At 45.5% G+C, this 26962-nt stretch carries 25 protein-coding genes and 1 riboswitch; of the genes, 16 read left to right on the top strand and 9 right to left on the bottom strand.

What is annotated here, in order from left to right; translation table 11 throughout:
- The first annotated feature begins 47 nt into the window (after positions 1-47).
- The 4 genes from JOC27_RS04820 (at position 48) to JOC27_RS04805 (ending at position 4747) form a co-directional block, all read left to right on the top strand.
- A complete protein-coding gene (locus JOC27_RS04820; protein ID WP_205005882.1) occupies positions 48-560 on the top strand; it encodes a GGDEF domain-containing protein in 513 nt (170 codons plus the stop codon).
- Positions 561-911: 351 nt separating this feature from the next.
- Positions 912-1997: a GGDEF domain-containing protein gene (locus JOC27_RS04815; RefSeq protein WP_205005881.1), complete on the top strand. Its 1086-nt coding sequence runs from the start codon at positions 912-914 to the stop codon at positions 1995-1997.
- 183 nt (positions 1998-2180) lie between these two features.
- Positions 2181-3119, top strand: coding sequence for an L-lactate dehydrogenase (locus JOC27_RS04810; protein WP_205005880.1), 939 nt, complete (start codon positions 2181-2183; stop codon positions 3117-3119).
- A 206-nt stretch (positions 3120-3325) separates the two neighbouring features.
- Positions 3326-4747: a methyl-accepting chemotaxis protein gene (locus JOC27_RS04805; protein ID WP_205005879.1), complete on the top strand. Its 1422-nt coding sequence runs from the start codon at positions 3326-3328 to the stop codon at positions 4745-4747.
- Positions 4748-4899: 152 nt separating this feature from the next.
- Here the strand turns inward: JOC27_RS04805 and JOC27_RS04800 are convergent, their stop codons facing one another.
- Positions 4900-5499 (bottom strand): TetR/AcrR family transcriptional regulator, encoded by a 600-nt coding sequence (locus JOC27_RS04800; RefSeq protein WP_205005878.1) that lies wholly within the window; start codon positions 5497-5499, stop codon positions 4900-4902.
- 163 nt (positions 5500-5662) lie between these two features.
- Between JOC27_RS04800 and JOC27_RS04795 the strand changes: the two genes are divergently transcribed.
- The 4 genes from JOC27_RS04795 (at position 5663) to JOC27_RS13585 (ending at position 10875) form a co-directional block, all read left to right on the top strand.
- Positions 5663-7105, top strand: coding sequence for an MDR family MFS transporter (locus JOC27_RS04795; RefSeq protein WP_239529740.1), 1443 nt, complete (start codon positions 5663-5665; stop codon positions 7103-7105).
- A gap of 484 nt (positions 7106-7589) precedes the next feature.
- Positions 7590-7688: riboswitch (SAM riboswitch) on the top strand.
- A gap of 358 nt (positions 7689-8046) precedes the next feature.
- The gene (locus tag JOC27_RS04790) at positions 8047-9228 is read left to right on the top strand and encodes a trans-sulfuration enzyme family protein (RefSeq protein ID WP_205005877.1); all 1182 of its coding nucleotides are present in this window, start codon (positions 8047-8049) and stop codon (positions 9226-9228) included.
- 401 nt (positions 9229-9629) lie between these two features.
- Complete coding sequence (locus JOC27_RS04785; RefSeq protein ID WP_205005876.1) at positions 9630-10283, top strand: carboxymuconolactone decarboxylase family protein; 654 nt, start codon at positions 9630-9632, stop codon at positions 10281-10283.
- A 13-nt stretch (positions 10284-10296) separates the two neighbouring features.
- On the top strand, positions 10297-10875 hold the full coding sequence (locus JOC27_RS13585; RefSeq protein WP_205005875.1) for an LmrA/YxaF family transcription factor: 579 nt from the start codon (positions 10297-10299) through the stop codon (positions 10873-10875).
- Positions 10876-11082: 207 nt separating this feature from the next.
- Here the strand turns inward: JOC27_RS13585 and JOC27_RS04775 are convergent, their stop codons facing one another.
- Together JOC27_RS04775 and JOC27_RS04770 are read right to left on the bottom strand one after the other, a co-directional pair.
- On the bottom strand, positions 11083-12591 hold the full coding sequence (locus JOC27_RS04775) for an AMP-binding protein (protein WP_205005874.1): 1509 nt from the start codon (positions 12589-12591) through the stop codon (positions 11083-11085).
- Positions 12592-12703: 112 nt separating this feature from the next.
- The gene (locus tag JOC27_RS04770) at positions 12704-13147 is read right to left on the bottom strand and encodes an Lrp/AsnC family transcriptional regulator (RefSeq protein ID WP_205005873.1); all 444 of its coding nucleotides are present in this window, start codon (positions 13145-13147) and stop codon (positions 12704-12706) included.
- A gap of 143 nt (positions 13148-13290) precedes the next feature.
- Between JOC27_RS04770 and JOC27_RS04765 the strand changes: the two genes are divergently transcribed.
- Positions 13291-14619 carry an APC family permease gene (locus JOC27_RS04765; protein WP_205005872.1) on the top strand — a complete coding sequence of 443 codons (1329 nt, stop codon included), beginning with the start codon at positions 13291-13293 and terminating at the stop codon, positions 14617-14619.
- Between the two features lie 79 nt (positions 14620-14698).
- On the opposite strand, the gene JOC27_RS04760 is transcribed toward JOC27_RS04765, so the two are convergent.
- Positions 14699-15193 (bottom strand): cysteine hydrolase family protein, encoded by a 495-nt coding sequence (locus JOC27_RS04760; protein WP_205005871.1) that lies wholly within the window; start codon positions 15191-15193, stop codon positions 14699-14701.
- A gap of 231 nt (positions 15194-15424) precedes the next feature.
- On the opposite strand from JOC27_RS04760, the gene JOC27_RS04755 reads away from it, so the two are divergent.
- Positions 15425-15724: a TFIIB-type zinc ribbon-containing protein gene (locus JOC27_RS04755; RefSeq protein ID WP_205005870.1), complete on the top strand. Its 300-nt coding sequence runs from the start codon at positions 15425-15427 to the stop codon at positions 15722-15724.
- 327 nt (positions 15725-16051) lie between these two features.
- Positions 16052-16792 (top strand): replication initiation protein, encoded by a 741-nt coding sequence (locus JOC27_RS04750; protein ID WP_205005869.1) that lies wholly within the window; start codon positions 16052-16054, stop codon positions 16790-16792.
- Between the two features lie 95 nt (positions 16793-16887).
- On the opposite strand, the gene JOC27_RS04745 is transcribed toward JOC27_RS04750, so the two are convergent.
- The 3 genes from JOC27_RS04745 to JOC27_RS04735 all read right to left on the bottom strand — a co-directional run bounded on the left by JOC27_RS04745 (position 16888) and on the right by JOC27_RS04735 (position 21496).
- Entirely contained in the window at positions 16888-18432 is a 1545-nt protein-coding gene (locus JOC27_RS04745) for a ClC family H(+)/Cl(-) exchange transporter (protein WP_205005868.1), read from the bottom strand.
- Between the two features lie 176 nt (positions 18433-18608).
- Entirely contained in the window at positions 18609-19622 is a 1014-nt protein-coding gene (locus JOC27_RS04740; RefSeq protein WP_205005867.1) for an HD-GYP domain-containing protein, read from the bottom strand.
- 245 nt (positions 19623-19867) lie between these two features.
- Positions 19868-21496, bottom strand: coding sequence for an MFS transporter (locus tag JOC27_RS04735; protein ID WP_205005866.1), 1629 nt, complete (start codon positions 21494-21496; stop codon positions 19868-19870).
- Between the two features lie 637 nt (positions 21497-22133).
- Between JOC27_RS04735 and JOC27_RS04730 the strand changes: the two genes are divergently transcribed.
- The 5 genes from JOC27_RS04730 to JOC27_RS04715 all read left to right on the top strand — a co-directional run bounded on the left by JOC27_RS04730 (position 22134) and on the right by JOC27_RS04715 (position 25153).
- Positions 22134-23255 (top strand): LysM peptidoglycan-binding domain-containing protein, encoded by a 1122-nt coding sequence (locus tag JOC27_RS04730; protein WP_205005865.1) that lies wholly within the window; start codon positions 22134-22136, stop codon positions 23253-23255.
- Between the two features lie 174 nt (positions 23256-23429).
- Positions 23430-23555 (top strand): hypothetical protein, encoded by a 126-nt coding sequence (locus JOC27_RS13525; protein ID WP_275587779.1) that lies wholly within the window; start codon positions 23430-23432, stop codon positions 23553-23555.
- Positions 23552-24379 carry a homocysteine S-methyltransferase gene (mmuM, locus tag JOC27_RS04725; protein ID WP_338062771.1) on the top strand — a complete coding sequence of 276 codons (828 nt, stop codon included), beginning with the start codon at positions 23552-23554 and terminating at the stop codon, positions 24377-24379. The genes JOC27_RS13525 and mmuM overlap by 4 nt, the downstream gene beginning before the upstream one ends.
- Before the next feature lie 88 nt (positions 24380-24467).
- Positions 24468-24647 (top strand): MarR family transcriptional regulator, encoded by a 180-nt coding sequence (locus JOC27_RS04720; protein WP_205005864.1) that lies wholly within the window; start codon positions 24468-24470, stop codon positions 24645-24647.
- 47 nt (positions 24648-24694) lie between these two features.
- Positions 24695-25153, top strand: a complete 459-nt coding sequence (locus JOC27_RS04715) for a DUF5063 domain-containing protein (protein ID WP_205005863.1) — start codon at positions 24695-24697, stop codon at positions 25151-25153.
- Positions 25154-25293: 140 nt separating this feature from the next.
- Here JOC27_RS04715 and JOC27_RS04710 read toward each other — a convergent pair whose 3' ends face one another.
- Together JOC27_RS04710 and JOC27_RS04705 are read right to left on the bottom strand one after the other, a co-directional pair.
- Complete coding sequence (locus tag JOC27_RS04710; RefSeq protein ID WP_205005862.1) at positions 25294-25596, bottom strand: iron-sulfur cluster assembly accessory protein; 303 nt, start codon at positions 25594-25596, stop codon at positions 25294-25296.
- A gap of 96 nt (positions 25597-25692) precedes the next feature.
- Positions 25693-26874: a PrsW family glutamic-type intramembrane protease gene (locus tag JOC27_RS04705; RefSeq protein ID WP_205005861.1), complete on the bottom strand. Its 1182-nt coding sequence runs from the start codon at positions 26872-26874 to the stop codon at positions 25693-25695.
- Positions 26875-26962 lie beyond the last annotated feature (88 nt).

The raw sequence follows: 26962 nt of genomic DNA, 5'->3' as shown, positions 1-26962 counted from the left end.
ATCCCTATCGTCGTTATTCGGATAGGCTGGAACACGAATTACTGAAGTTGGCGCACACAGATGTGCTGACTGGCATTCACAATCGACGTTTCTTTGAACAGCAGGCGCATGACGCACTTGAGAACCATTCGATACAAAAAGAAGCTTGCGCGTTACTGATTTTCGATATTGATCATTTTAAACGAATCAATGATTCATTTGGACACGCAGCTGGTGATCAGGCTTTGCGACGTGTGGCGGAAGTCTGTCGCCAATCGCTGCACGCTGACGATCTTTTCGGACGAATTGGCGGTGAAGAATTCGCTATTTTTCTCGCACATACCGATGCGCTTGAAGCGATGCAGATCGCCGATCGGTTACGGCAAAATGTAGAATTATGCCGGGTTGTGTTGACTGATCAGACACAGCTTTTTCTAACGATCAGTATCGGTGTCACGGTTTTACGGGCAACCAATAATCGTTTATCGCAACTGATGTCTTCTGCCGATCAAGCGCTTTACCGGGCAAAAAGCAATGGAAGAAATTGTGTGGCTCTCGTAAATGAATCAGTGGCTGATTAAGGACATGCTTTGCTATTAATAAAATACACGCCGGTAGCTCCGTGTTTCGAGGGGGGCAACGAGTAGGATTGACCGCAGTAACTTGTTAGCCAATCAGCTAACTAGGTCTCTTCAAGATGCGTATAGAATCTTCCGCGTGATTACAAAAAACCAAAGCCCCTTAAAATTCAGAAAAACGCTGGTTTTTTTTGAAAAAATGAACGATTTTTGTTGTTATCTTGTGTCAAGCAGGTAATAAGGTATAATGAAAAAGTCATAGGACATTTGCACTTAAGAACGCATTCTCAGTACGTTTTCTACTAATACACTTACTTATTAACCGAAATTAAACTATTGAATGAAGTGAAATGTATGCCCCATTTTTGGGCGGATGTTTTTAGAGGTAATGAACAATTATTTGCATATGATCATCGCGTTAGTGACCGGAAATTTTTTGTCTTTTGCCGGAATATGTTTGCCTTCGCGCTTTTCGGACATATCCTTTTTATCCCCATTTTCTATCTGTTAGGCAATCCGCTCATATTCACCAACAATATCATCGCTGTTTTTCTAGATATGGTTTGTTTGTGGGCGAACTACAAAAAATGGCATGGCAGGTTGTTAATCTGGGCGTGCGAGATTGCGCTGCATGCATTTTTCTGTGTCATTGTCTTTGGCTGGGCGCAGGGCTACAGCTATTATTTACTTGCTTTAGTGCCAATTGTCTTCTACTCTAGATGCCGTTTTTCCGCGCGGCTAATCGTCTCAGGTTCTCTATTCCTTGCCACGCTCTTTTTGTATCATTATTCACGGACGCATCTGCCAATCACGGAGACCCGTTATTCAATGACGCTGTTTGTTTATGTTTGCAATCTTCTTGCCAATTTTGTCGGCTTATCCTATGCTTCTTTTTATTATCGCCGCTATTCGGATCGGTTGGAACACGAATTATTAAAACTGGCTCAGACGGATGTACTGACCGGTATTCACAATCGGCGGTCATTTGAACATCAGGCCACTAATGCCCTTGAGCATCATTTACTGGAAAAGGAGGCTTGTGCCCTCTTTATCGTTGATGTTGATCATTTCAAACGCATCAATGATTCATTCGGTCATCCGGTTGGTGATCAGGCACTGCAGCGTGTGACAGAAGCTTGCCGGCGCTCTTTGCGTGCGGATGATCTGTTTGGACGCATCGGCGGGGAGGAATTTGCTGTTTTTCTTTCCCACACCGATTCTTTGGAGGCAATGCGCATCGCTGAGCGGGTGCGACAGAATATAGAACTGTGCCGTATCGAGTTGTCTGACAAGACGCGGCTTTTTCTAACGGTTAGCATTGGCGTGACGGTTTTACATGCCACAAATCATACGTTGTCACAAATGATGTCCTCCGCTGATCAAGCGCTTTATCAGGCGAAAAATAGCGGCCGGAATCGGGTAGCCCTGTTAAACGAATAACGTTTTGATAGAGAAGAACGCACGGCGCCCACGATAAGCGAGTAGCCGAAGCGCAATTTTCGTTTTTTAATAATAAATTATTTGAAAATCTCGAAAAATTAGTGTTTATGACGTTCAGTTCGACGTTATTATGCTACTATGTAAAAGGATGATGAAAATATATAGAGAAGCGAGGTTGGATATATGAGAAAGTATGGAATTATTGGTATTGGTCATGTTGGCGCGGCTGTTGCTTATACGCTAGTGACGAAAGGCATAGCTGACGAACTCGTGATTATTGACAAAAATGAAGGACTTGCTCGTGCGGAACAGCTTGACTTGCAGGATATGCAGGGACGCGTTGATACGCGAACAATCATTAAGATTAACGATTATAATGAATTGGCTGACGCCGACATTTTATTTATTACAGCAGGCAAAATTACTGCTTATCAGGAAAAACAGGCGCAAGGCAACCGCTGGGCTGAATTCGAATATACGAAGGATATTGTGCAGGATATCGCACCTAAAGTTAAAGCATCTGGTTTCCATGGTGTCGTCATTGATACGATGAACCCGTGCGACGCAATCACGCATTATTTCCAGGAAAGTACGGGACTGAGCCGCGAACAAGTATTTGCAACAGGAACATTCCTTGACACAGCTCGGATGCAGAAGGTTGTCTCGGATAAATTTAATTGTGATCCGAAAAATGTGTCTGGCTATGTGTACGGCGAGCACGGCGAATCGCAGTTCACTGCCTGGTCGACGGTGCAGGTGAATGGACTGGCTATTACAAAACTGGCGGAACAGCAGAACCTGAACCTTGTTGAACTTGAGGAGGCTGCTCGTCGTGGCGGCTGGGAAGTTTATTCCGGCAAGCATTATACAAACTGGGCGATTGCGACATGCGCCGTGAAACTCAGCCAGGCGGTTCTTTCTGATGCTCATGCTGCTTATATTTGCTCCTGTTACAGTGAAAAATATGGCACCTATGTTGGGCAGCCGGCGATCATTGGCAAGCGCGGTGTGGAAGAAGTACTCACGTTGCCGCTGACTGAAGCTGAAGAAGCGAAATTCAAACATTCAGCTGATACGATAAAAGAGAAGTTCCAGACGTTCAGCAAAGAGGCTCAAAAGTAATTCACGGTTAACAATTAAATTAGTAGACGAACAACGATCGGGCGATGAACGGCCACACGAATCAGTGGCTTGTTCCTCGCCCTTTTTTGTATAGCAAAGAAAGCTTTGATCTTGCCTAAAAAAATGCAGCGCAGACGCTCTGGTGCCTGCGTGAAAAGCGAGCCAAGTGAGATCCCGAGATTCTAGTCTGTTTGAGGAGATGCGCGGTGCCCGCGGCAAGCGAGCAGCCGGAGCACATTCAATGCAAACAAGAACGCAACATCGACAGAGTAGGGAGCAACATCGATAGAGCAGGGTTGTGGATCGACAGAGTAGGGCACGGGATCGACAGAGTAGGGCACGGGATCGACAGAGTAGGGCACGGGATCGACAGAGTAGGGCCGAGGATCGACAGAGTAGGGCCGAGGATCGACAGAGTAGGGCCGAGGATCGACAGAGTAGGGCTGTGGATCGACAGAGTAGGGTTGTGGATCGACAGAGTAGCGTTGTGGATCGACAGAGTAGGGTTGTGGATCGACAGAGTAGGGTTGTGGATCGACAGAGTAGGGTTGTGGATCGACAGAGTAGGGTTGTGGATCGACAGAGTAGGATTGTGGATCGACAGAGTAGGGTTGTGGATCGACAGAGTAGGGTTGTGGATCGACAGAGTAGGGTTGTGGATCGACAGAGTAGGGCCGAGGATCGACAGAGTAGGGCTGTGGATCGACAGAGTAGGGTTGTGGATCGACAGGGTAGGGGCCAGGATCGACAGAGTAGGACTATGGATCGACAGAGTAGGAGCGAACATCGACAGAGTAGGGCGGAGGATCGACAGAGTAGGGCGGAGGATCGACAGGGTAGGGCTGAACGTCGACAGAGTAGGACTATGGATCGACAGAGTAGGAGCGAACATCGACAGAGTAGGGAGCAGCATCGACAGAGTAGGGAGCAGCATCGACAGAGTAGGGAGCAGCATCGACAGAGTAGGAGCGAACATCGACAGAGTAGGGAGCAGCATCGACAGAGTAGGGAGCAGCATCGACAGAGTAGGGCACGGGATCGACAGAGTAGGGCACGGGATCGACAGAGTAGGGCGGAGGATCGACAGAGTAGGGCACGGGATCGACAGAGTAGGGCCGAGGATCGACAGAGTAGGGCCGAGGATCGACAGAGTAGTGGGCAACATCGACAGAGTAGGGCTGTGGATCGACAGGGTAGGGCTGTGGATCGACAGAGTAGGGAGCAACATCGACAGAGTAGGGCAGTGGATCGACAGAGTAGGGAGCAACATCGACAGAGTAGGGCAGTGGATCGACAGAGTAGGGCTGTGGATCGACAGAGTAGGGCTGAACGTCGACAGAGTAGGGGCCAGCATCGACAGAGTAGGAGCGAACATCGACAGAGTAGGGCGGAGGATCGACAGAGTAGTGGGCAACATCGACAGAGTAGGGCGGCACATCGACAGAGTAGGGAGCAACATCGACAGAGTAGGAGCGAACATCGACAGAGTAGGGCGGAGGATCGACAGAGTAGGGGCCAGCATCGACAGAGTAGGGAGCAACATCGACAGAGTAGGGCGGAGGATCGACAGAGTAGAGCCGCGCTGGCATCTTGCGGGAACAACTGCCAGACGGACTCGCAGATTCTAGCCTGGATTCTAGCCTGTTCGACGAGGCCGGCGGCAAGCGAGCAGCCGAAGTGCAATTTTTGCATAATAGGCTTGGCTTAGACTGTTTAGCCAGATTCATTAATGAAATACGTCATAAGTGATAAATAGCGGCTTATGGTTACAAATAGCTAATCACTTTTTTAGGAATAACGCATCCAGCTGCGTTAAGAACTTTTCAGGTGAGTAGCAGCGCGTTTCTTTCTGAAACAGATAGAACTGATTGGAGAAGGTTGCGATCAGCAGATCAGCTTTGAAAACGCTCGTTGGCAAGGATGAGGAACTGTCGGCCATTTCTTCAAACAAGCCGACAAAAAGTTTTTGTAATTTATCGTGCAACGGGCTGTTGATGAACGTGTGTTTCTTCGAGACCAATACGTCAACACCCTTTAATAAGTCGATCTTTTTTTCCCTAAAACGAATCAATAAGCGAAGCAAACCCATCAGCCGTGCATCGGGTGAAAGCCCACTATTTGCGTCCAAATAGGAATCCATGTCTGTGAACAGTCGATCAATGCTGTCCTGAATCAAGTCCAGGCATAAGTCGCTTTTGTTATGGTAGCGTCGATAGAGCGTGCCGGGGCCGACTTTGGCTTCAGTTGCAATCTGATTCATGCTCACATCTTCGATTCCGTTCTCTTCAAATAATTTAAGCGCGGCTGTGACAATTCGCTGGCGATTTGCCGCGGCATCCCGACGCTCACTGTGTTTCGGAAAAGGACTGTCCTCATTCATTCGTGCTACATCCCTTCTGTAACGAGTAAATAGCTTGACAACCGGAGATATCTCCGTCTAATATAAGTGAGAATGCTCTCCACTTATTCTCAGCATAGTAGAAAAAGGAGAACGACACAAGTATGTGATGTATTTTCATTTATTCGTTAAGGAGACCATCGCGATGTCTAATAAAACAACCAATCGTAAAATGGTAACGGGTGCGATGCTCGTTGCAATATTACTCGTTGCCATTGATGTGACTGTTGTCAGTACGGCGACCCCGAAAATCGTTCGAGACTTGAATGGCTTGCGTTTAATCAGTTGGGTTTTCGCCATCTATACGCTGACGACTTCGGTGACAACCCCTATTTATGGTAAATTAGCCGATTTATTTGGTCGAAAACGCATCTTTATTTTCGGTGTTCTTATATTTGTTATTGGATCGGCTTTGTCGGGCATCGCTCAGACCATGACACAGCTGATCGAGTTCCGCGCCATTCAGGGGATCGGCGCTGGCGCTGTCATGCCGCTGACCTTCACGATTATTGGCGATCTTTATCCGGGGGAACAACGGGCAAAAATGCAAGGGGTGTTCAGCTCCGTCTGGGGCATTGCCGGAATTCTTGGCCCGCTCGTAGGTGGCTTTTTTGTCGATCAGCTGAGCTGGCGCTGGATTTTTTTCATTAACTTGCCAATCGGTTTTGTGTCGCTTTTCTTGCTCGCTGCATTTTTTCATGAACAGCTTGAAAAGAAAAACAGCCATGAAATTGATTATCTTGGTGCCATGTTGTTCACGCTTGGTCTTTCACCCTTGCTGTATGCGCTCTTGAATGCAGGACAAGGGCAGAAATATGCATGGAATTCAACGCCAATTTATGCATTAATTGGTTTCTCCATTTTGTGCTTTGTGCTTTTCGCCTATGTCGAAACGAAAGCGAAGGAACCGATGCTTCCACCTACCTTATTCCAAATTCCGATTATTCTTGTTTCTAATATCGTCACGCTGCTTGCCAGTGGTATTGTTATCGGACTAAATGTTTATTTGCCCATGTGGATTCAAACAATTCTAGGGAAAAGCGCGACGAGTTCGGGATTGACGCTGATGCCGCTGTCCATTGCCTGGCCGCTTGGCGCAGCATTGGCGGGGCGGTATCTGTATCGTGTCGGCTCTAAAGTAACAAGTATTTTTGGCGTTAGCCTTGTCACGCTGGGCGCAGCATGGCTTAGCGCTTTATCCTTACATTCTCCCTACTGGTTCATTATTGGCATTATGATTGTAATTGGTCTTGGCATGGGCTACACGTTAACCCCGACGACTGTACTCATCCAGTCAGCAGTTGGCTGGAAGATGCGCGGCGCGGCCACAGCGTCAAATATGCTGATGCGTTCAGTGGGTCAGACGATCGGAATCGCTGTATTCGGTACGGTATTCAACAATGCACTGAGCGCATATGCCAAGCGCCATCCTAGCGATGTCGGAACAGTCGGCGTGGGAACACTTGCGCACGGCATTCACCTTGTCTTCGCACTTGCTCTTTTTATCGCAATCGCTCTGCTGCTTGTTGCACTTTTTCTACCGTCACACCAGAAAATTCTCGCGCAGCAGAAGCAAGTGGAAGATTAAACAGCGCTCGTTTCATGCATCCACGAGTAAAAGCTAAGGATGGCTCACACGTTTGTGAGCCATCCTTTTTAAAAAGGTAAGAATGTATAAGATTTTGCAAAAAAATGGAACGAAGGCGCGAGACGCCTGCGGGAAAAACGAGCCAAGTGGAGACCCCGCAGATTACTGTCTGACCGAGGAGGCTCCCGTCCTGCCCGCGGCAAGCGAGCAACCGAAGCGCAATTGTTGAAAAAGGCCTTGGCTATGCCCAGTTTTTCTGACAGATTTTCGCAAAAAATAGAGCGAAGGCGTTCTGACACTTGCAGCAAGCGAGCGAAGCATATTTGTTGCCAAACAAGTTTGGCTGTAGGAGATTTTCTCATTTTTGTCAAGAAAATTGATTGAATTTATCTATTGGACGCCTCAATACAATGAATTATAATTGAAACAACGGCTTAAAAAATCAGATTGATTTCTATCTCGTTGACAATTGAAAAATGAATGATTCTTATCAAGAGCGGCGGAGGGACTGGCCCAATGAAGCCCGACAACCAGCACAACGTGTATGGTGTTAATTCCAGCAGAGTGATCTGAAAGATAAGGGAGCGAGCAAGAGCAGATGTTTTCTTATTTTCAATGAATAAGAAAGCTTTTTTTATACGCTTAAGAAGAATTCAAGGTATCAGAAAAACTAGGGATTAGCCATTGTTAACAGGACTTAGCTAAGCCAAGTTTTTCTAATAAGAATGTATAAGGCTTTGCAAAAAGCATGGAGCGAAGGCGCGAGACGCCTGGGGGAAAAGCGAGCCAAGTGAGCCCCCGCAGATACTAGCGTGTCTGAGGAGATGGGCGGCGCCCGCGGCAAGCGAGCAACCGAAGCGTGAAACCAAAAAGATTTGACTATGCCAAAATCTTATTGATTTTTTTGTTAATTTTATTTCAATCAAGGGGGTTATTTGCTCATGACCGATTATAGTGAAACTGATTTCAGCACGCGGGCAATTCATGTAGGAAATGATGTCGACAAAGAAACAGGAGCGATTCGCCGGCCGATCACGATGGCTAACTGCTACCGTCTCCCCGATGACGCCTCGGCGCTGAACTGGAGCGATCCAAACAATTTGATTTACACCCGAACCACCTCAGCTAATCAGATTTATCTTCAGCAACGGTTGGCCTCGCTTGAAGGCGGTGAAGATTGCGTTGTGCTCGCCAGTGGTGTGGCGGCTTTGTCCAGTGTTTTCTTCAGCTTCTTGGATAAGGATTCCCATGTTATTTGCTCCAACGTTTCTTATATTGCCGTGTACCGGCTTCTCAACGAATACTTACCGGATAAATACGGCATTGAGGCGACGCTCGTCGATACGTCGGATCTGGATGCGGTGAAGCGGGCGATTCGTCCAAATACGAAATTGATTCATATCGAAACACCAGGTAATCCGACGACGACGATCAGCGATATTGCCGCGATTGCGTCAATCGCGCATCAGGCTGGCGCACTGCTGTCAGTGGACAGCAGTTTCGCTTCGCCTTATCTGCAGCAGCCGATTGCTTTAGGTGCGGACCTTGTTGTTGAGAGCTTGACGAAATATATCAACGGTCATGGCGATGCGATGGGCGGCGCCGTGATTGGCAGCAAAGAATTAATTGATAAAATCAAAACAGAAGCGATGGTCAACCTTGGCGGCTGCATTAGTCCATTTAACGCCTGGTTGATTATGCGCGGCGTTGTGACGCTGCCGCTTCGTATGGAACGGCATAGCGAAAGCGCGCAGAAAATCGCTGAATTTCTCGAGTCTTATCCGGCTGTCTCCTTTGTCGCTTATCCCGGATTGCCAAGTCATCCGCAGCATGAACTAGCCTCCAGACAAATGAAACTTTATTCAGGGATGCTTTCTTTTGGGCTTAACGCCGATTCAGAGACAATCAATCAATTTGTGAACGCTTTGCAGGTTATTACCTCCGCGGTTTCTCTCGGACATGATGAAAGCCTGATTGTATTTATTGGCGCCGATGATGAACGCATTGATTTCTATCCGGAAGCTTTCGGCAAACATGGTTTTCTTCGTTTCAGTGTCGGACTTGAACATCCAGATGATCTGATTGCGGATCTGAAACAGGCGTTGGCGAAGGCTGGGCTTTAAGCGTAGGTTCTCTGTCACGCGATTAGTACGAACCGCAATACTTCCGGCATATGCTTCAGGTACTCGCTTGCCGCAGGTAGTGATTAGAAAAATAAGACTCAGCCAAATCCTTTGGAAATCGGCTGAGTCTTTTTCCTTTGGAAACTTAATTTAGCTAATCCTTCATCCAATTTTTAAATCTTCGTCATTAAAGTTTGTTTTTGCTATATTAATCAATCAAAATAGACAAGAAATAAGGTCTCACGGCTATAGAGGATAAGTAGCCCATAAGCTTCAAAAGCACTATTCTTGAACATTAACAGTGATAATGTTAGTATCATTGTACCGAACGGTTGGTTAAATCCATTCGTGATGATCATTAATTAAGACAAACTATATAAAAACGGAAAGGGTTCCTGAAAATGTCATCAAATTTATATACTAAAGAAAATACACAAGAATTAGCTCAATTAAAAAATCTTGCACCCGAACAGTTAAAAGCTTTTAATGAATTTAATGTAGCTGTTTTTAAAGAGGGCGCTTTATCAAAAAAAGAAAAAGAAATCATTGCTGTTGCGATCACCCATGTAACACAATGCCCTTATTGTATTGATGCGCATACAAAGGCTGCGAAAAAAGCAGGAGCTACATTGGAAGAATTAGCTGAAGCGGTATTCGTCACCGCTGCAGTTGAAGCAGGGGGTACGGTTACCCATAGTACACATGTACACAATGCAAAAAATCAAGAAGCTTCAGATGCCCTTTATCTTCGATCTAACTTAAAAAACTTAGGCCAATTAGGCAAATTTGCACCAGATGGTTTTAAAGGCTATCTAGCCTTTAGTAGGGCAGCCACAAAAGCAGGGAAACTAAGTGCTAAATTTAAAGAAACTATTGCCGTAGCAATTGCAAACGCGATTCAATGTCCCTATTGCATTGATGTTCATACCAAAAATGCAGACAAACAAGGTGTAACAAGTGAAGAACTTGGGGAAGCCATCATGGTAGCTTCAGCAGTACGTGCCGGCGGATCTTATGCGCATATGGCTAATATGATTCAAAGTTATCAAGATTAAGGGTGTAGTTATTGTGCCTTCTAAAAAACAGGAAATAATACGAATAGCTAGAGAGATTATACACGCAAAGGGTTATCAAGCGACATCAGTCAGCGATATTATGGCATCGACTAATATCGGTAAAGGACAATTTTACTATTATTTTCAATCCAAACATGCTCTTGGTTTAGCTGTTGTTGAAGATCTAGTCAAGGATTGGGAAGGACAGTTACTAGATGGAATCCTGAATTCTTCAGATGACTCTGTTACTAAGTTAAATCACATGCTTCAATGGGCTGAGACAAGTCATGCAGAAATGGAAATTAAGTATGGGTGTGCCATGGGAAATTTGGCAATCGAAATGAGTGCTCAAGATGAAGAATTTCGAGTAAAAATTGAAGAATTCTTTAAACATTGGGTTGACTCGGTTGCTGCAATTTTAACGGAAATGATTGAAAATCATCAGTTAGATGAATCAATTAATCCGAAAAAAAATGCAGAATCCATGGTTGCCATGATTGAGGGCGGAATTTTACTCATGGTAAGCCAACAGAATATCCAAATCTTGCAAGATGTTTTTGAAGTAATAAAACAACAATATCATTTAAATTAAACGCAATTTTCGCAGTTCAAAAATCAAGGTGATTGTTTAATCCCCTGATTCTCCGGCAGGTGAACGAAGGCGCTTAACCCAATCATCCGAATCTTGGCATGAGATCGGCCATTAAGTATTTTAAGCAACAGAGTCTGTTCCCAAACTGCAAAAAGGAATAAAAAACATCCACTCATTGCGTGGATGTTTTTGTGATTTCTATTATTTTCATTCGCCTTTTGCTAGTTTTTCCAGCCGCCAGTAATTCGGCTTGCCGCTGCCGAGGAGTGGGATTTCGTCAATATGCTCGATCCGCGCTGGATTATAGAGCATCGACAGTTTCTGGCTTTTGATGAACTTCTTAAGGTCTCTGGCGGATATTTTGTTTTTCGTTGTAAACATGACGATTTGTTCGCCTTTTCGATTGTCCGGAATGCTGACGGCATAGAAGGAGGATTCGCCGAAGCAATCGAGCGCCAGTTCCTCCACTTTGTTCAGTGAAATCATTTCACCGGCAATTTTCGCAAAACGTTTGAGCCGGGCGATAATATGGATAAAACCTTCATTGTCAATTTGCGCGATGTCACCGGTATTGTACCATTCACCGCATGGAATAAAGCCGCGTCCGTGTATCAGATAGCCTTTCATCACATTCGGACCTTTAAGCAGTAGGTTTCCGCCTTCTTGTACGCCTTCGACTTTTGCAATTTTTGCTTCCATCAGCGGCAGCAATTTACCGACCGAACCTTCTTTATAGGCTTTCGGTGTATTGATTGAAATGACCGGTGATGTTTCGGTCGCGCCATAGCCCTCTAAAATTGTAATACCAAATTTATCCTGAAACGTTTCGCGAACGTCTTTCTTCAATTTTTCAGCGCCAGCAACGACAATCCGCAGCGATTGGAACTGCTTTCGGGTCGCAAACTTGGCGTAATTTTCAAAGAATGTATTCGTGCCGACAAAAAGCGTGCTCTTGTCCTTATAAATTGCTTTTGGAATTTCTTTATAGCGGAGCGGTGACGGATACAGATACGACTTGATATTGCCAATGAAAGGCAGCACCGAACCGATTGTCATGCCGAATGAATGGAACAGCGGCAACGGGTTGAAGATCCGGTCTTCCGGGCTCAATTCAATATGCGCAAAAATTTGTTTGATATTGGCGTAAATATTTCGATGAGTCAGGATGACGCCTTTTGGTTTCGACTCGGTGCCGGATGTAAACAGGATCACTTGTCCGGGTTCCCGTTTTTTCAATCCAGCGACGCGTGCTTCAAGTAATCCGGCAAGTTTATGACGGGCGGATATACCGGCAGCCATATCTTCAAGGTAGACAATTCGAACCTGTTTTTCCATTTCTTCGAGCACATAGCCAAGATCGGCCTGCTTGATAAATTCACGCGAGGTGATCACCGTTTCAACAGACGCCGTTTCAATACAGTCGATGATGTTTTGTGCGCCCATCGTGAAGTTGAGGATGCACGGTTCCTGCTCGTTTTTGAACAGCGAAAACAGAACGACAACCTGAGCGGTCACATTCGGCAGGTAGAGCCCAACACGTTTTTCATTTTTTAACGATTCTTCAATCTTTTTGGCCATCACATTGACAGAAATTAAGAATTTGCGATACGTGTATTTATTCATCGGGTCTTCAAGGATTACTTTTTTCGGATACGCTTTTGCTTGTTTGACCATTTCATCAAATAAATTAATCTCTTCTGGTATTTGTAGGTCCAAAGAATTCACTCCCAAAGTAAAAACAATCAAGTTGTTCTTCATCTATTCTAATACCCTTATTACTGAAACAAAAGCAAAGAAGTTCCCAAGTCTATGAAAATAATAGGCTAGATCATTCGCTTGTAGACTTGACGGGCTGAATCGGACTGTTTGCCACCGGTGAGGATAAAACAATCAGTGTGGTCGGTTTCCCAAGCGTCAAGCAGCTATCAATATAGGCTTCTAGTGTGTGCACGGTTTCTGTGACCACTTTCGTCAGATAACTGTACATGCCGGCGATTCGATGACATTCAATAACATCCGGGTGGGACGCCGCAAATTGGACGTATTGCTTACAGTCCTTAGGTTCCATCAGAATATAGGCTGTCACATGCCGTCCCAATTTCTCTGCGGAAACTTGTGTGGTGTATTGTTTGATTACGCCTTGCTCCTCCAGACGCCGCACGCGTTCCGTGACCGTCGGCGAGGTCAGTCCGACTTTCCGGCCTAATTCAATCATTGTCAAACGCGCATTTTCCTGTAATTCAGAAAGAATATTGAAATCAATTTCATCCATTAGCCTATCTCCTTAATTATTAATATAAATTATAAAATTAATATTAAGTTTAATTGATTATATTCGGTTATTAATAAATAGTACCATATGTTATTGGTAAAATACTTTATATAATTTAGGAAAACAGTTAAGGAGATTGAAAGATGGAACAACCGACATTGAAACGATCGATCAACTGGATTCAGGGGACAGCGCTCACGATCTCAGCTGTGCTCGGCTGCGGGATTCTCGTTCTGCCTTCGATAACAGCGGCAAATGCCGGACCAGCTTCGCTTTTATCCTGGGCAATCATGGCCTTGTTCGCTTTTCCAATTGTTCTGACCCTGGCTCGTCTGTCGACGATGATACCAAACGCTGGCGGGATCACCGCATATGTTCGCGCGGCGTTCGGCCCACATGTCAGCTATTTGCTCAGCTGGGTGATGCTCGGCTCCGTACCCGTTGGTGCGCCAACTTTGGCTTTGACGGGCGCTATTTATATGAACAATTTGTATCACCTGAACCAATGGGAAATTGTTGCGCTAGCTGCCGCGATGCTTCTCATATCTTTGGCTCTGAATATGAAGGGTATTGAACTTTCATCAAAAGTTAGCTTGCCCGTTGTCCTGATAATTCTCGCTTTAATCTTTGCGGCTATTACGGTGTCCCTCCCTAGAGTGACCATAGAAGCCTTTCATCCGTTTTTGCCTCGTGGATGGGCGGCTGTTGGTTCCACCTCGGTGCTAATCTTCTTTTCGTTTGTTGGCTGGGAAATGATAACGCCGCTATCTGAGGAATTCGAAAATCCGAAACGCGATCTAACAATTAGCCTGTTACTCGGCGCATTTTGCATTTCAGTGTTATACTTGCTGCTCTCGTTTGTAACGGTTGGCACGCACGCATACGGCGACGGTCGTATGGCTTCGCTGAGTCTGCTTCTTTCCGCCGCCTTCGGATCGCTTGGCACGATTTTGGTGACTTTGCTTGCGTTGTTTATCACGTTCATTGCCGTTCACGCGAATATTGCTGGCTTTTCAAGAATGGTTTACGCGCAGGCGCGAGATGGCTATTTTCCCAAATTTTTCAGCGTGCTGCACGAGAAAAATCAAACGCCAATTCGCGTGCTGGCTGCCATGGGCGCGGCATTCCTGAGTCTTTTTCTATTATATGGCGTATTCCAGCCTTCATTGGGGCTCTTGATTCAAGCTACAAGCACTGTGTTCATTGTTTCGTATGTGCTGACCATGCTGGCTGCCTTAAAAATGATTAAAAGGGACGCAATCGCTTGGCTATTGGCCCTGATTGCTTGCGTCACAACCCTCGTGATCCTTTTATTCAGCGGTTGGTTGATCTTTTATCCATTTCTTCTGGTTGCCGCTGGTGAATTATCTCTGAATCCTCATCTATTTGTTACTCGCAAATTAAAGATGCCTGTTTGGAAGAGAAGTAATGGAGAGGAGGAAGAAAGTCTTCCGTTTAGAGCGAAGCGATAAGTAAGAATGAAACAATGACGCGTTCCACGGTCCCAATCCGGATCAAGGCGCGTCATTCTTTTATTGGCATAAGTTATTTTTATAAAAAGCTTAAAAAGCGATCAGCCCAGATAGCCTCGTGATGGTCGATGATTGTTCTAGCCCCAAGCAAGGAATTGTTGACGGTAGTTGTCAGTCCTCTTTTCATGAATAAGCGATAGCCTAAACCATGCGCCATGCGAATCGTTGTATCGACACAGTATTCAGTTTGGGCACCACAGATTTCTAACTGCCGGCAGTCCAGTTCCTGCAATAGATTCTGCAGATGGGTATGATAAAAGGAATTCGCATGCGTTTTATCGAGAAAATAATCCGTACGTTTAAAATCAAGTTGCGGAAATAACGCCCACTCTGGGGAATGAAAGACGAGGCCTTGATCATGATGCTGAACAAAAATAATCGGGTGGTTTTCCTTTCGGAATAAAGCGATTCTCTCGTTCACGCCGTCAAGCACGCGATCCAATTGATAGAGCGGGGTTGTTTCAGTTTGAACCCCGATTTGCAGGTCGATCACGATTAAAGCGGTCTTTTCCATCGTTACGCACACCTCATGATAATCGATACGTTAACTATACATGAATACACCTTTGTAGTCATTGGCTTTTTTGCATTTCGATGCATGTGCGGGAAAAACGACAGATAATCCGATTCAAGCGATCTTTCACTATGGCGTCACTTGGTTGATCGGCGGATTGGAAACGTTTGCTTTGCATTTGTTATAATAAAAGAAAGAATCTTAGAACACCATTCGAAGGGAAGCGATGTGATGTATTGCCCAGTGTGCGACGATGTTCGGATGAAGGAAGTGGAACGGGACGGTGTTCTGATTGATGTTTGTCCGAATTGTAAGGGGGTATGGCTCGATCGCGGCGAATTGGATAAGCTTTCGAACCGGGTAAAGGAAGTCAGAGAACCGTTCAATAATTGGTACGATCGTGAGGACGAACGGTATAGAGAACGCGAGAATCATCAATACGAGCGGTATGACAAGCATGGCAAGTCCTATCAGCCGCATCGGAAAAAGAAAAAATCAGTGATCGATATGCTTGGCGATATTTTCGATTAAAAAAATATTGATGGAAGAAGACGCACGCAAAGGACAGCTTGGCGTGCGTTTATTTGAAGAGATAAGAAAGTTATTTCGCATAAAAATGCAGCGAGCAGCCATTTGATTCCTTGTTTTCTCATGGCTAGATGCCCTTTTGTCGTAAGAATTGTATCGTTTGTGATATATATCCTAGAGCGGTATTATTAAAAAAAGTTTAAGCGATTGACAGATAGAGTTGCATGAGGGAAAAATTCTCAAATAATAACAGTCAAGATTCACCGTACAAAATATAAAAATTGACCACGAGATAGGAAACATCATGAAGAACATAAAGGGGCAAGAATCATGGGTGCGTCGGAAGATATGAACAATGACAATTTATCCTGGAAGCCCTTGAAAGATCGGATTCACTGGTTGCTCGAAGCGAACCGGCTCTTTAAGGAAACACACCAGCGTATCGGTCGGCTTGAGGAAAATCGACTGCTTTTTTACTTGATTAAATTCTGTACCATCGACACTGATCACCCGCATTTGCGCTTCTCTTCACAGCAAATGGCGTCGCTTCCCGATCTTCCGATTGATGCGGAGGCATTAAAAGATGTCTTACGCCGGCTGCGTGGCCATTCGTTCTGGGTCACCCCTACTGATGCGTCGCGTGGGTCGAAGACAGAAATCTTAACTAGTTGGATCGATCATGTCAGTTATGACGTCGCCTCGGATCAGTTTGATGTTTCGTTGAGTGCGATCCTATATCCCTATATCGCTTGTCTTCATGAGCGCTTTCAAGCAATGGAAGCGGACAATACGACGAGTGATCCCCGTCTAAAAAGCAAATACAGCAATCGTTTGTACGAATTGTTACGTGTTCATGAACAAGCGACGGAGTTGCCACTGACTTTGGAACAGCTTCGTTATTTAATGGATGTTGGCACTGGAAAATTGGAGCGATGGGTTGACTTGAAACGGCGCGTGATTGAGCCTGCTGTTGAGGAAATTAATGAAACCGGGATTTTTCAGCTGACCTATGAACCTGTGAAGCGCGGACGTTCAGTTGCCCAAGTGCGTTTTCTGATTCAACGACCGTGAAGCTGGAGATTGGAAACAAACGTCCTGTTGCCATAATGTTCATTTTGAAAACTGTCTGAGGGTGATCGAAACGGGACGCCTATCATTACTGTTTTTTATTCCTTCGGGCTGCTGGTGTTCATCTGCTGCAAATGATTGTATACGTTGGCGCGAATATCCGTTTCAATCATGAGAATGAGGTGATCGCCTGAACGAATGAGTGTGTCTCCGTGCGGGATTATCTCGTGTTCGCCGCGGCGGATGGCAATGAGTAGACTGCGATCGGGCCAGCGGATGTCACGGACTTGACGATTAACGAATGAACCGTCCGCAAATACAGGAATCTCGAGCCGATCCAATTGGCCGGATGAGCGATCTGCTTTTTTCTTCAATGTCATTCGCTCGAGTAGCGATTGGTAGATCGGCGCACCACCAAGCCAATCAACAATCAGATAGGCGAGCAGCGAGACGATAGCAAGTGGCAGCAAATGTTCGAGGGATCCGACCATCTCGGTGATGAGAATAATCGCTGTAAATGGTGCTTTGCTGATTCCGGCAAAATAGCCGGCCATGCCGAAAATGATCAGATTGGCAATTAAACTATTTGGCAGCAAGCCTACTCTAGCCATGATCGTGCCATAGATGGCGCCGAGCAGCGCGCCGAGTGATAGGATTGGCAGAAAAATGCCACCGGGCAAGCCGGAGCCGTAAGAAACCATAGAAAATAGGAAACGAAGCAAAAATAAGCCAATTAGAATAAGGAGTACAGGCGTATGAACCCCAAGGGCTAGAATGAGTGCATTGCCGCCACCAAGCGTATCAGCCCAGAAAATACCAATCGGGATGACAAGCAGAAAGGGAACGAGTCCATGGTAGATGCGTGGAAGCTTCGGTATTTTCGCGTAAAGCTTTGGCATGACAAGGAGTACCCGCTGATAAATATAGCCACAAAGTCCGAGAAGCAGGCCAAAAAGCACGATTTGCCAATAGTCGAAGAGCGGGAAGTTCCGGGTCACAGGGACATGCAGCACGGGCAGTAATCCAAAAATGGATGAGGAGACAAAATCAGCGCTGATCGCTCCAGTCAGCGAGACTATCCAGACAAGCGGTGAAAAATTATGATAGATTTCTTCAAGAACGAATAATGTACCCGCGATTGGCGCGTTGAAAGCCGCGGACAAACCCGATGCCGCGCCTCCGGCGATCAGAATACGCTTGAAGGAGCGATTTTCGTTGAACTGTTCCGCAATCCCTTGGCCGACAGCTGCGCCTAGCTGTATTGACGGTCCTTCGCGTCCGAGAAAAAGCCCCGCGCCGATGCCGAGCACACCGGTCACAAACTTGCGCCAAAGTACTTGCCACCAATTCATTTCAAGATCACCGATAAGCTGACCTTCGACTTGAGGAATGCCTGATCCGGTGACATCTGAATGCCCTTTAATGAGCCAACCGATCAGAAGCGGAATACCAATGCAAAGCGCGAGGATTAAAAGGATAAGCAGTGGATGGGCTGGAATGTTTTGATAGAGAAACATCCACAGTTTCAGAGCGACTTCAATGAGCAGTCGGAACAGGCTAACTACAAACCCGGTAAGGATGCCGACGATTAGCCCTTTGCCAATATAGTTAAATTGGGTGCGATCATGCTTGAATAACGCCATTGTTTTTTCACCGTTCTTCAAAAAGAAGTGCATACGTATAGTAGAATGCAAGATTAAGTATAGGAAGATGTTTCTGAAAGAGCAAGGGTGTGTTGCTCTATTCCTAAGTTTCTTCAATACAAAAAATCTGTGAACATCAATTTAGATGATGGCATATAAACACGCCATTAGTATTTTTAAAATTGTTCAAAAGCAGTAAGAAATTCAGCGGAATTGCGATCAAAGATAGCAACAATATCGGGATCAAAGTGCGAACCGCGTCCTTGTTTGAGAATAGCCAGCGACTTTTCGTGCGAGTAAGCTTTTTTATAGGGACGTTCCGAGCGTAGCGCTTCATAAACATCTGCAAGAGCGACAATTCGGGCGCAGAGCGGAATGTCATCTCCGCGCAGCCCTTCTGGATAGCCGCTGCCGTCCCAGTGTTCATGATGGAAACGGCTAATCTGTATTCCCAATTTCAAAAAAGTGCTACCTGGGTATTTGCGAAAGACTTCAGCTAACGTGTCGGCGCCGAGTGTTGTATGTGTTTTCATGATTTCGAATTCCTCGGGCGACAACTTACCCGGTTTAAGCAGAATCCGATCAGGAATCGCAACTTTGCCGATATCATGAAGCGCGCTTGAGCGTACCAGACTTTCAATATATGTTTTACTTAATGTTTTCTGGTACTTTGGTAACTTTTGCAATTTAATCGCCAGGAGTTGGCACAACGCGGCCACACGTTCTACATGAAAACCAGTTTTTGCATCTCGGGATTCAAGTAATTTGACTAATGAATAAATCGTCGCCATCTGCGCTTCGGATAATTCTTTATTTAATTCCAAATTTCTGTTGAATTCTTTTCTGTGATATTTTGCAATGAAACTAATGACGAGCGAGATGATGATAAAAATGATGAGACGGATAATCCAGTTTAACAATTTCTGGTTTTGATAGGGAGCGAACGTAAGCGGCATCAGTGGACCAATGAGCAGCCCACTGATCAAAGCGTGAACAGCCGCCTTTTTTATAGAATTAGTTGCCGATGCGCAGGCGATCGGTAAATACATGATATTCGTGAAGACGTTGCTCGTTCCGTTTGTGCAAGCAACAAGAAGAGCAGCAGCAATAGACCAGATATAACAAATCATCAGGATTAAGTGATCGTTAAGCCTTTTGGTTAAAAAAGATTCCAACTTTTGAACAATCATTTGCTCCTCCTTTTCTTCTAGTCTTGGAAATTTATACCTTATTTTAACATAGTCTATCAAAATAATTATTTAAAAAATAGGAATATTGTATTCTATTCACTCTTGTTAAGTTTTCAAGGCGTTTGGGGGCTCGATTCGATGAACTACTTTTTAGGGCTGCTGTTATTGTCATAAAAAAAGAAAACAGACCTGGAATCGCCAACACGCGAATTCAGGCCTGATCTTTTTGAAACTTTCCTTTGCTATTAGTGCTTCATATCTTTCTGCCGAATCAGAAACAGCGAACAGACGGCGCCAACTAAAAGAATAATCGAAGCGATGTGGATGACGGTGACGGTACCGCTCATAAAGGCCGATTGACCGATGTGCTGTAATGGACTGAATAGCGGGTTCTGTTTATAGGATGCCGGCACCACGCCGTTGAATCCGGTGCTTCCGGCAAGCGGACCTGCCTTTTCAAGGTCATAGCTGATTTGTTGCTTGATCCCGCTGGTCAAATAAGCAGGACCGTGTAACTTACTGACTTTCTCTGTCAACACCGCATTGTAGCGGCTGGAGAGAATTGCGCCGAAAATGGCTGTACCGAATGAAATGCCCATCTGGCGCAAGACACCGCTGGCACCGGAAGCCATCCCGGCTCGGTGGCGAGCGACTGTTCCAACGGCGAGATTAGAAATCGGCGGATTGACCAGACCATTTCCGAAACCGGCGATCATCAGACCAGGTAAGAGAATAACCCAGTCGACCGGCTTATCATTCGCTGAGATCCCGCCCATTGTCCAGACGCCGATGCCAAGCAGTAACAGACCACTGACAGTCAACCATTTCGGCTGGATTTTGCCCATTAATGCGCCGGCAACCGGTCCAAGCAGGAGCGACAGCACGCAGAATGGAAGCAGGCGGAGTCCAGCCTGAAACGCGTCATAACCGAGGATATTCTGGAAATAGATAGAAATATATAGCAGAAGAGCGTACATGCCGGCGCTGAGGCAGAACCCTGCAATACCGGCACCAGTGAAGCTCGGGACTTTAAACAAGCGTGGATCGATCATCGGGTTTTCGATACGCCATTCGCCGATGATGAACGCAGTCAGCGAGACAACAGCGATAATCCCAAGCCAAATAATCAGTGGCGATGTCCAGCCGATTCCGTATTCATTGACGCGAATCAGTCCGTAAACAGTGCAAAACATGAAAACGGTGAAAGTAATTAAGCCGAACCAGTCTATTTTTCCTGCTGCCTCTTCATCCCTCGATTGAGGAATAGCCCATAAGGAGAGCGCAGCTCCAAGAATACCGATCGGAACATTCAGGTAAAAAATTGACTGCCAGCTGAATGTGTCAACGAGAAAACCGCCAATTAGCGGACCAATCGCTGTGGCAAGGCCGCTAATGCCACCCCAGATGCCAATCGCAATGCCGCGTTGTTTGCCGGTGAATACCGATGAAATAATCGCAAGCGACAGCGGCATCATTGCCGAGCCGCCGAGTCCCTGAACACCGCGGAAAACGTTCAAGGTTTGAATGTGGGAAAGCCCAAAAAGGGTAAAGTGGCTCGACAATCCGCAGAAAAGTGAACCGATAGTAAAAATACTCAGTCCAATGGTAAACATCGTTTTCCGTCCGTATATATCGCCAAGACGTGATGCCGTGACAAGAACAACGGCGAAAACAAGGGTATACGCGCTGATTACCCATTCAATGCTCGAAAAACTGGCTTTCAAATCATGCTGGATAACCGGCAATGCAACATTGACAATGGTGACGTCTAGCAGCGACATAAAGAGACCAAAGCAGACGGCAACGAGTACCCACCATCGATGATTCGTCTGCGCTTGCTCAGGCACGAATTCCTGTGCTTTTGATTCGCTCATAATTGACTTCCTCTCTTTCATTCTTTTTTCTTCCCAGTACCGTGCATCAGGCTGGAATCGGTCATTCCGAACTGTTTGGATGCTGCAGCACGGTCAGCAACTTTTCTTCAATAATTTTGATCTTGGTACTGATCTCAAGCTTGTTAAAATCTTTCTTCAGTTCATTCCAATATGAAGCAGGTGCTAATCGATAGTGTATCAGTTTAGCTTTTAACTGAACAGAAATGTTCCATAGATATACCTTTTGTTCGATAGGAGGAGTCCCCTGTACGTTAAACCCAGGCTATTACCATTATCATTTTGATCGAGCTTATTGAATGCAATCAACACATGCTGTACGCGTGCGCTTAACTTGCAAAAAAGTAGGCCACTTGATTCACGACCTATCTCTTCGACGGCTAATTATATCATAAAAAGACAAGGAAGCATTTGACTTTGCCTTTACCTACATATTTGCTTATTTTACCAATTGATCCAGAGAATTGCGGAAATATTATCCGATTCATATTTTTTGTTACGAAGTTGTATTTCTTCTGCAACTACCATGTTATACCAATGAAATTTTTGGAGACTATGATCAGTTTTGGGGACAAGCAAGAGGCCCTATCGAATCTCAATTGTTTATGGAGGGAAACACATGAAAACAAATATTCTTACTGTTGCTATAGCAGGAGGACTTGTCGTGACGGGGAGTGGTCTGCATCAGGCCAAAGCGGCATCCTTCGCCAATCCCGCCGATGCCGCTCGAGCAGATATTGGTCAGGCTTATTCCTGGGGAAACAATGATTGCTCGGGTTTAACAAAACGTGTTTTTGCCCAATTCGGTGTGACGTTGCCGCATAATTCTGCAGCACAATCCCATTATGGGACGCCGGTCAGTGCGTCAAATTTACAGCCGGGCGATTTGGTCTTTTTCAATACATCCGGGAGTGGCATCTCGCATGTTGGTATCTATGTTGGCAATAATCGAATGATTAGCTCAGAAAACTCTGCAGTCGGTGTCCGCGAAACGCAAATATTTGGCGGCGGCGCATCGAGTTACTGGCAGCCGAGATTCGTTACAGCACGACGGATTGTGACGAGTGGATCGGCCGCTGGAACGCAAACGCAGAGCCAGAGTGCTGCAACGAACAACCAGAGTTCCAGCACGACAACAAGCGAACAGCCAGCGAGCAGCCAGAATTCCAGTGCAACATCTAGCGAATCGCAATCGAGCAACCAGAATTCCAGTGCAACATCTAACGAATCGCAATCGAGCAACCAGAATTCTAATGCAACATCTAGCGAATCGCAATCGAGCAACCAGAATTCTAACGCAACATCTAGCGAACAGACTGCAGACAATCAGCCGGCAGTAGTTGCTTCGGCCAATCAACCAGCAGCGAGTCAAGCGCAGAGTTCCGCTTCGCAAGCGGCGTCAACCAAGGTTCAGACTGTGTCGAGCAGTCCATCGCATGCAGTCAATCATGGTGTCTATATTGTAACTGCTGGTGATTCGCTTTGGGCGATCGCCAATCACACAGCGGGACTGACAGTCACAAAAATTCAGAAGCTCAATCACCTGAGCGGGACGCTGATTCATCCGGGACAGAAATTGATTCTGAAGACGCCGGTGGAAAAATATACGATTAAGTCGGGCGATACTTTATGGAAGATTGCCAAGGATCATGGAACCACAGTAAAGCAGCTGATCTCAGACAACCAGCTAACTTCGGATCTGATTTTTCCAAACCGTGTACTGAACATGCCACAGCAGTAAAATTTTATGGTCAACAAACGAGGCCTCTCAGCGATGAGACGACCTCGTTTTTTGTATCTTTTTTCATTAGTTAAGCCTGTTCTTTATCATCGAAAGCTGGCTTAATCTATGGGATAATATGTAGCAATGAATGCAGGGGCTACACCAATTAATTCTAGAATGGAGAAAAGAAAAATGAGGCGAACGATTCTCGCGGATGGTTTGATACGGAAAAACCCGATGATTCTAGACGGCGCGATGGCAACCGAACTTGAAAAAAGGGGCTCAATATCAGCAATACGCTCTGGTCGGCTTCTGTGATTCGTGATCATGCAATGGCGATTCGAGACGTGCATCTGCGCTATTTTCAAGCAGGCGCCGATGTTGCGATTACTGACACCTATCAAGCGACTATCGCTGGCTTTCAGAAGGCTGGGATCAGTGAAGAAGAAGGTAACCACCTGATTAAAGCCGCCGTTTGGGCAGCTGACGAAGCGCGACAAATATTTTGGGAACAGCTTGCGGCGACAGAACGGGACGCGCGCTTGTACCCAATTATTGCTGGCAGTGTCGGTCCATATGGCGCTTATCTGGCCGACGGGTCCGAATACACCGGCGCCTATTCACTGAACCGCCGCGACTACCAATCTTTTCATTTTTCACGAATGAACGCCTTAAAGGAAGCGGATGTCGATCTCTTTGCCTTTGAAACGATGCCGAATATGGATGAAGTCGAAGCGCTGATTGATTTGCTTGAAAAAGATTTTCCAGAGGCGTCGGCCTGGGTATCGTTTAGTCTTGGCGACCCGGAACATCTTTGCGATGGGACGCTGCTTGAGAAAGCAGCTGCCTGGGCCGGTGCGCATGAGGCAATTGCCGCTGTCGGGGTTAATTGTCTACCTGCTCAATGGGCGAGTCAGGCGATTACGAGCGTGCGCCGGGGGACTGATAAACCGGTAATCGTCTACCCTAATTCAGGCGAGACGTACGATCCGCAAACGAAATCCTGGCATCATCCAGTTGCGCATGTTGATTATGGGCAATCCTCCAGACAATGGTTCCAGCTAGGCGCGTCGCTGCTCGGCGGTTGCTGCCGAACGTCGCCGGATGAAATCCGAAAGATCGCCGAGTGGGCGTGCAATTAGTCACGAAAAAGTCTCAATATATCCTGAGTCAAGCACAAAGGAATGACTTATAATGGAGCTATTCAAGCAATGATGGGAGCGATCAATGATGGAAAACTATGAAACTGTGCTAAATTTTTTCAAGGCGGCATCAGAACCAGCCAATGCAGGCGCGGTGGCCGAGGCAACAGGTATCGACAAGAAGGAAATCAATAAAGTGATGACCAAACTGAAAAAAGAAGAAAAAATCGTCTCGCCGAAACGCTGCTACTGGGAACTCAAACGATAATAACGTCAAAATAGAAGGCGAGCACATGTGCAGAAGAAGGCGATAAAATGAAAAATCAGGCTGGTATTGAATTTTTACAATCAGCACAACGCTATTGTAGTCTGATCGATACCTTCGACTCCAAACCGATAAATGAAAACTTAATGAGCCTTCTTATTTCTCTTTTAGATTTATACACAAAAGCAATACATTTGCCCGACATTGAATCGGAATCCGAAGAAGCGGTAGACGTATTTCTAACTGTACCGCAAATTAATCTTGGTCAATACAACGATTATTGGGAAGTTTTTAATCCCTATCAATTAGAAGAGCCAGTTAGGACAAGTTTGACTGATGACATATTGGATATCTATAAAGATGTTAAACAAGGAATAATTTTGTATGAGAAAAATGACATCTCTGAAGCCATCTGGGAGTGGAAGTTTACTTTTACAATTCATTGGGGTAGCCACTCTGTTGATGCAATTCGTGTTCTACATTCAGCAATACGAGTCGACTCTTATTAATCTAACCTAACCTGTATACCAAGAGAGAAGAAAACCGATGAAATTGGGTTTTCTCTAAAATTTTATAGAATTATCAATATTAATTTTAAACAGAGCCTAACAAAATTTAAACGCTTTGATAGGCCTGCTGACCCATACATTTAATGATGGCCGACGTTTCCTTTTGATGGGTTTGTAATCTCGAAGCCGGGTTCGGGAACGTAGAAAAATTGGATCCAGATGCCGTCAAGCATGTCTTCGCGTGTATCGACCAGCACATCGACGTCTTTATCTGTATGAACGACTTCATCGTATGGCGTTGGTTTGCTGTAGGTCAATGCATAATGTACATGGCTTCCATGACGTTCGCTGACGATGACACGCAGCATATCGCCCTTTGCGTCCTCATTAGTCAACATCTCTTTCATGACCTTTGCCGCATTGCGGTTAATTTTTACTTTCATTTTCCTCGCCTCATTTTTTTCATATTTTTCTAGTATGACATATTTCATAAGAAATAGCTTCTCAAAGCAAGCCATGCTTCGATGATTTGCAATTTTTCATCGTAAGCCTTGATTTTTCCGAACGATTCGATTGATCTGGCGCAAGCCGCTGTTCATCAGCACGAAGACGAAGAACCAGCCGCAGGCAATCAAAAAGAGTAATTTCATATCGGAGCCATCAAAAAGCGGCATATCCCATAAAGCGTGAAGCAGCACCGCAACTGCAAAAAATTGCAGAAATTGGCGCTGACGTAGGAGTTCCAATCGAAACGGACGCTCCTTTTTAACAACCAACAGGCCAGCAGCGGCAATGGCAGTCCAAATGGCATGACTGCCAATACTTGTCCAAGCTCTTGTGTCGATTAAACTGTACAGCAGATCTGTATGATTTGTCAGCACTGCGGATAAAGCGTAACCTGCTGATTCAAAGGCGGCGAAACCGGCACCGACAACTGCACCGATCAGCAGGCCGTTGAGCAGATAACGCGCATTCATTTCCCGGATAAACCAAGCGGCAATGAATAGTTTGCCTGTCTCTTCAATCAAACCGATAATTACAGCGCTAAAGACCGTCAAATTGTTCACGTGGACGATACTGTAGAGAACGAGTGTAAGAAACATGGCGGATACACCGCCAACGAAGAACATCTCGACGACGCTAAAGATGCTAATGTTGCGCGGTACATTGGTCTCAAAGAAGAAAATGACGAGCGAGAAAGGGACGGCAAATGATCCGATTAAGATTAGTCCCGGCAACGCATAAATATTACTGAATCCGTTCAGACAAAGAAAAAGTAACGCGTAAATTAAGACAAAAGAAAGAAAAATACGGGAGAATAGCCATGGCTTCGGCCAGTCTGATGTCAGATCAGCAATATCGGGCGTTGTGTAGGCAGTTCCAGCGATAAAAATCCGTTCGCTTTCCTCTTTTGTGTGCTTCTTGAAAACATCAGAGAATAAAGTGCTGAGGTTTAAAGAAAAAGACCCCGCTTCGCCAGTCATCTCATTGATCCGTTCCGCCGCACTACTGATGAAACTACGGGCGTCTTTCTGTGAATGTTGCGCGTTTAGCTGCTGATACAGTACTGTGTCACGAAACAACTGCCATTCGCTCATTCCTTGAGCCATTACAAGTGTCGTTTCCTGAATTATATTTTGTTTAACCTGTTCGATAAATTCCTGTTCAGAAAGCGGCCCTTTAATGTCCTGGCCGTCTGCGTAAAACCATTGTGTTTGCAAATAAATCCTCTCCTGAATAAAAAGATCTAACGCTTCAATTATAGCGGGGATTAACTGCTTTAGAAGATAGTTTTTCAATTTAGACAGC

Source organism: Sporolactobacillus spathodeae, from assembly GCF_016908935.1.
Lineage (GTDB): Bacteria > Bacillota > Bacilli > Bacillales > Sporolactobacillaceae > Sporolactobacillus > Sporolactobacillus spathodeae.
Note: the sequence above shows the minus strand (reverse complement) of the source record. Positions and strands in the feature narration are given on the sequence as shown.

Excerpts from the sequence above, each read along its gene's own strand:
- JOC27_RS04765 (WP_205005872.1), top strand. The coding sequence starts at position 13,291 with ATGGAACAACCGACATTGAAACGATCGATCAACTGGATTCAGGGGACA.
- JOC27_RS04815 (WP_205005881.1), top strand. The coding sequence starts at position 912 with ATGCCCCATTTTTGGGCGGATGTTTTTAGAGGTAATGAACAATTATTT.
- JOC27_RS04785 (WP_205005876.1), top strand. The coding sequence starts at position 9,630 with ATGTCATCAAATTTATATACTAAAGAAAATACACAAGAATTAGCTCAA.
- JOC27_RS04720 (WP_205005864.1), top strand. The coding sequence starts at position 24,468 with ATGGAAAACTATGAAACTGTGCTAAATTTTTTCAAGGCGGCATCAGAA.
- JOC27_RS04810 (WP_205005880.1), top strand. The coding sequence starts at position 2,181 with ATGAGAAAGTATGGAATTATTGGTATTGGTCATGTTGGCGCGGCTGTT.
- JOC27_RS13525 (WP_275587779.1), top strand. The coding sequence starts at position 23,430 with ATGAGGCGAACGATTCTCGCGGATGGTTTGATACGGAAAAACCCGATG.
- JOC27_RS04745 (WP_205005868.1), bottom strand. The coding sequence starts at position 18,432 with ATGGCGTTATTCAAGCATGATCGCACCCAATTTAACTATATTGGCAAA.
- JOC27_RS04770 (WP_205005873.1), bottom strand. The coding sequence starts at position 13,147 with ATGGATGAAATTGATTTCAATATTCTTTCTGAATTACAGGAAAATGCG.
- JOC27_RS04760 (WP_205005871.1), bottom strand. The coding sequence starts at position 15,193 with ATGGAAAAGACCGCTTTAATCGTGATCGACCTGCAAATCGGGGTTCAA.
- JOC27_RS04755 (WP_205005870.1), top strand. The coding sequence starts at position 15,425 with ATGTATTGCCCAGTGTGCGACGATGTTCGGATGAAGGAAGTGGAACGG.
- JOC27_RS04735 (WP_205005866.1), bottom strand. The coding sequence starts at position 21,496 with ATGAGCGAATCAAAAGCACAGGAATTCGTGCCTGAGCAAGCGCAGACG.
- JOC27_RS04740 (WP_205005867.1), bottom strand. The coding sequence starts at position 19,622 with ATGATTGTTCAAAAGTTGGAATCTTTTTTAACCAAAAGGCTTAACGAT.
- JOC27_RS04710 (WP_205005862.1), bottom strand. The coding sequence starts at position 25,596 with ATGAAAGTAAAAATTAACCGCAATGCGGCAAAGGTCATGAAAGAGATG.
- JOC27_RS04800 (WP_205005878.1), bottom strand. The coding sequence starts at position 5,499 with ATGAATGAGGACAGTCCTTTTCCGAAACACAGTGAGCGTCGGGATGCC.
- JOC27_RS04750 (WP_205005869.1), top strand. The coding sequence starts at position 16,052 with ATGGGTGCGTCGGAAGATATGAACAATGACAATTTATCCTGGAAGCCC.
- JOC27_RS04715 (WP_205005863.1), top strand. The coding sequence starts at position 24,695 with ATGAAAAATCAGGCTGGTATTGAATTTTTACAATCAGCACAACGCTAT.
- JOC27_RS04790 (WP_205005877.1), top strand. The coding sequence starts at position 8,047 with ATGACCGATTATAGTGAAACTGATTTCAGCACGCGGGCAATTCATGTA.
- JOC27_RS04795 (WP_239529740.1), top strand. The coding sequence starts at position 5,663 with ATGTCTAATAAAACAACCAATCGTAAAATGGTAACGGGTGCGATGCTC.
- JOC27_RS04730 (WP_205005865.1), top strand. The coding sequence starts at position 22,134 with ATGAAAACAAATATTCTTACTGTTGCTATAGCAGGAGGACTTGTCGTG.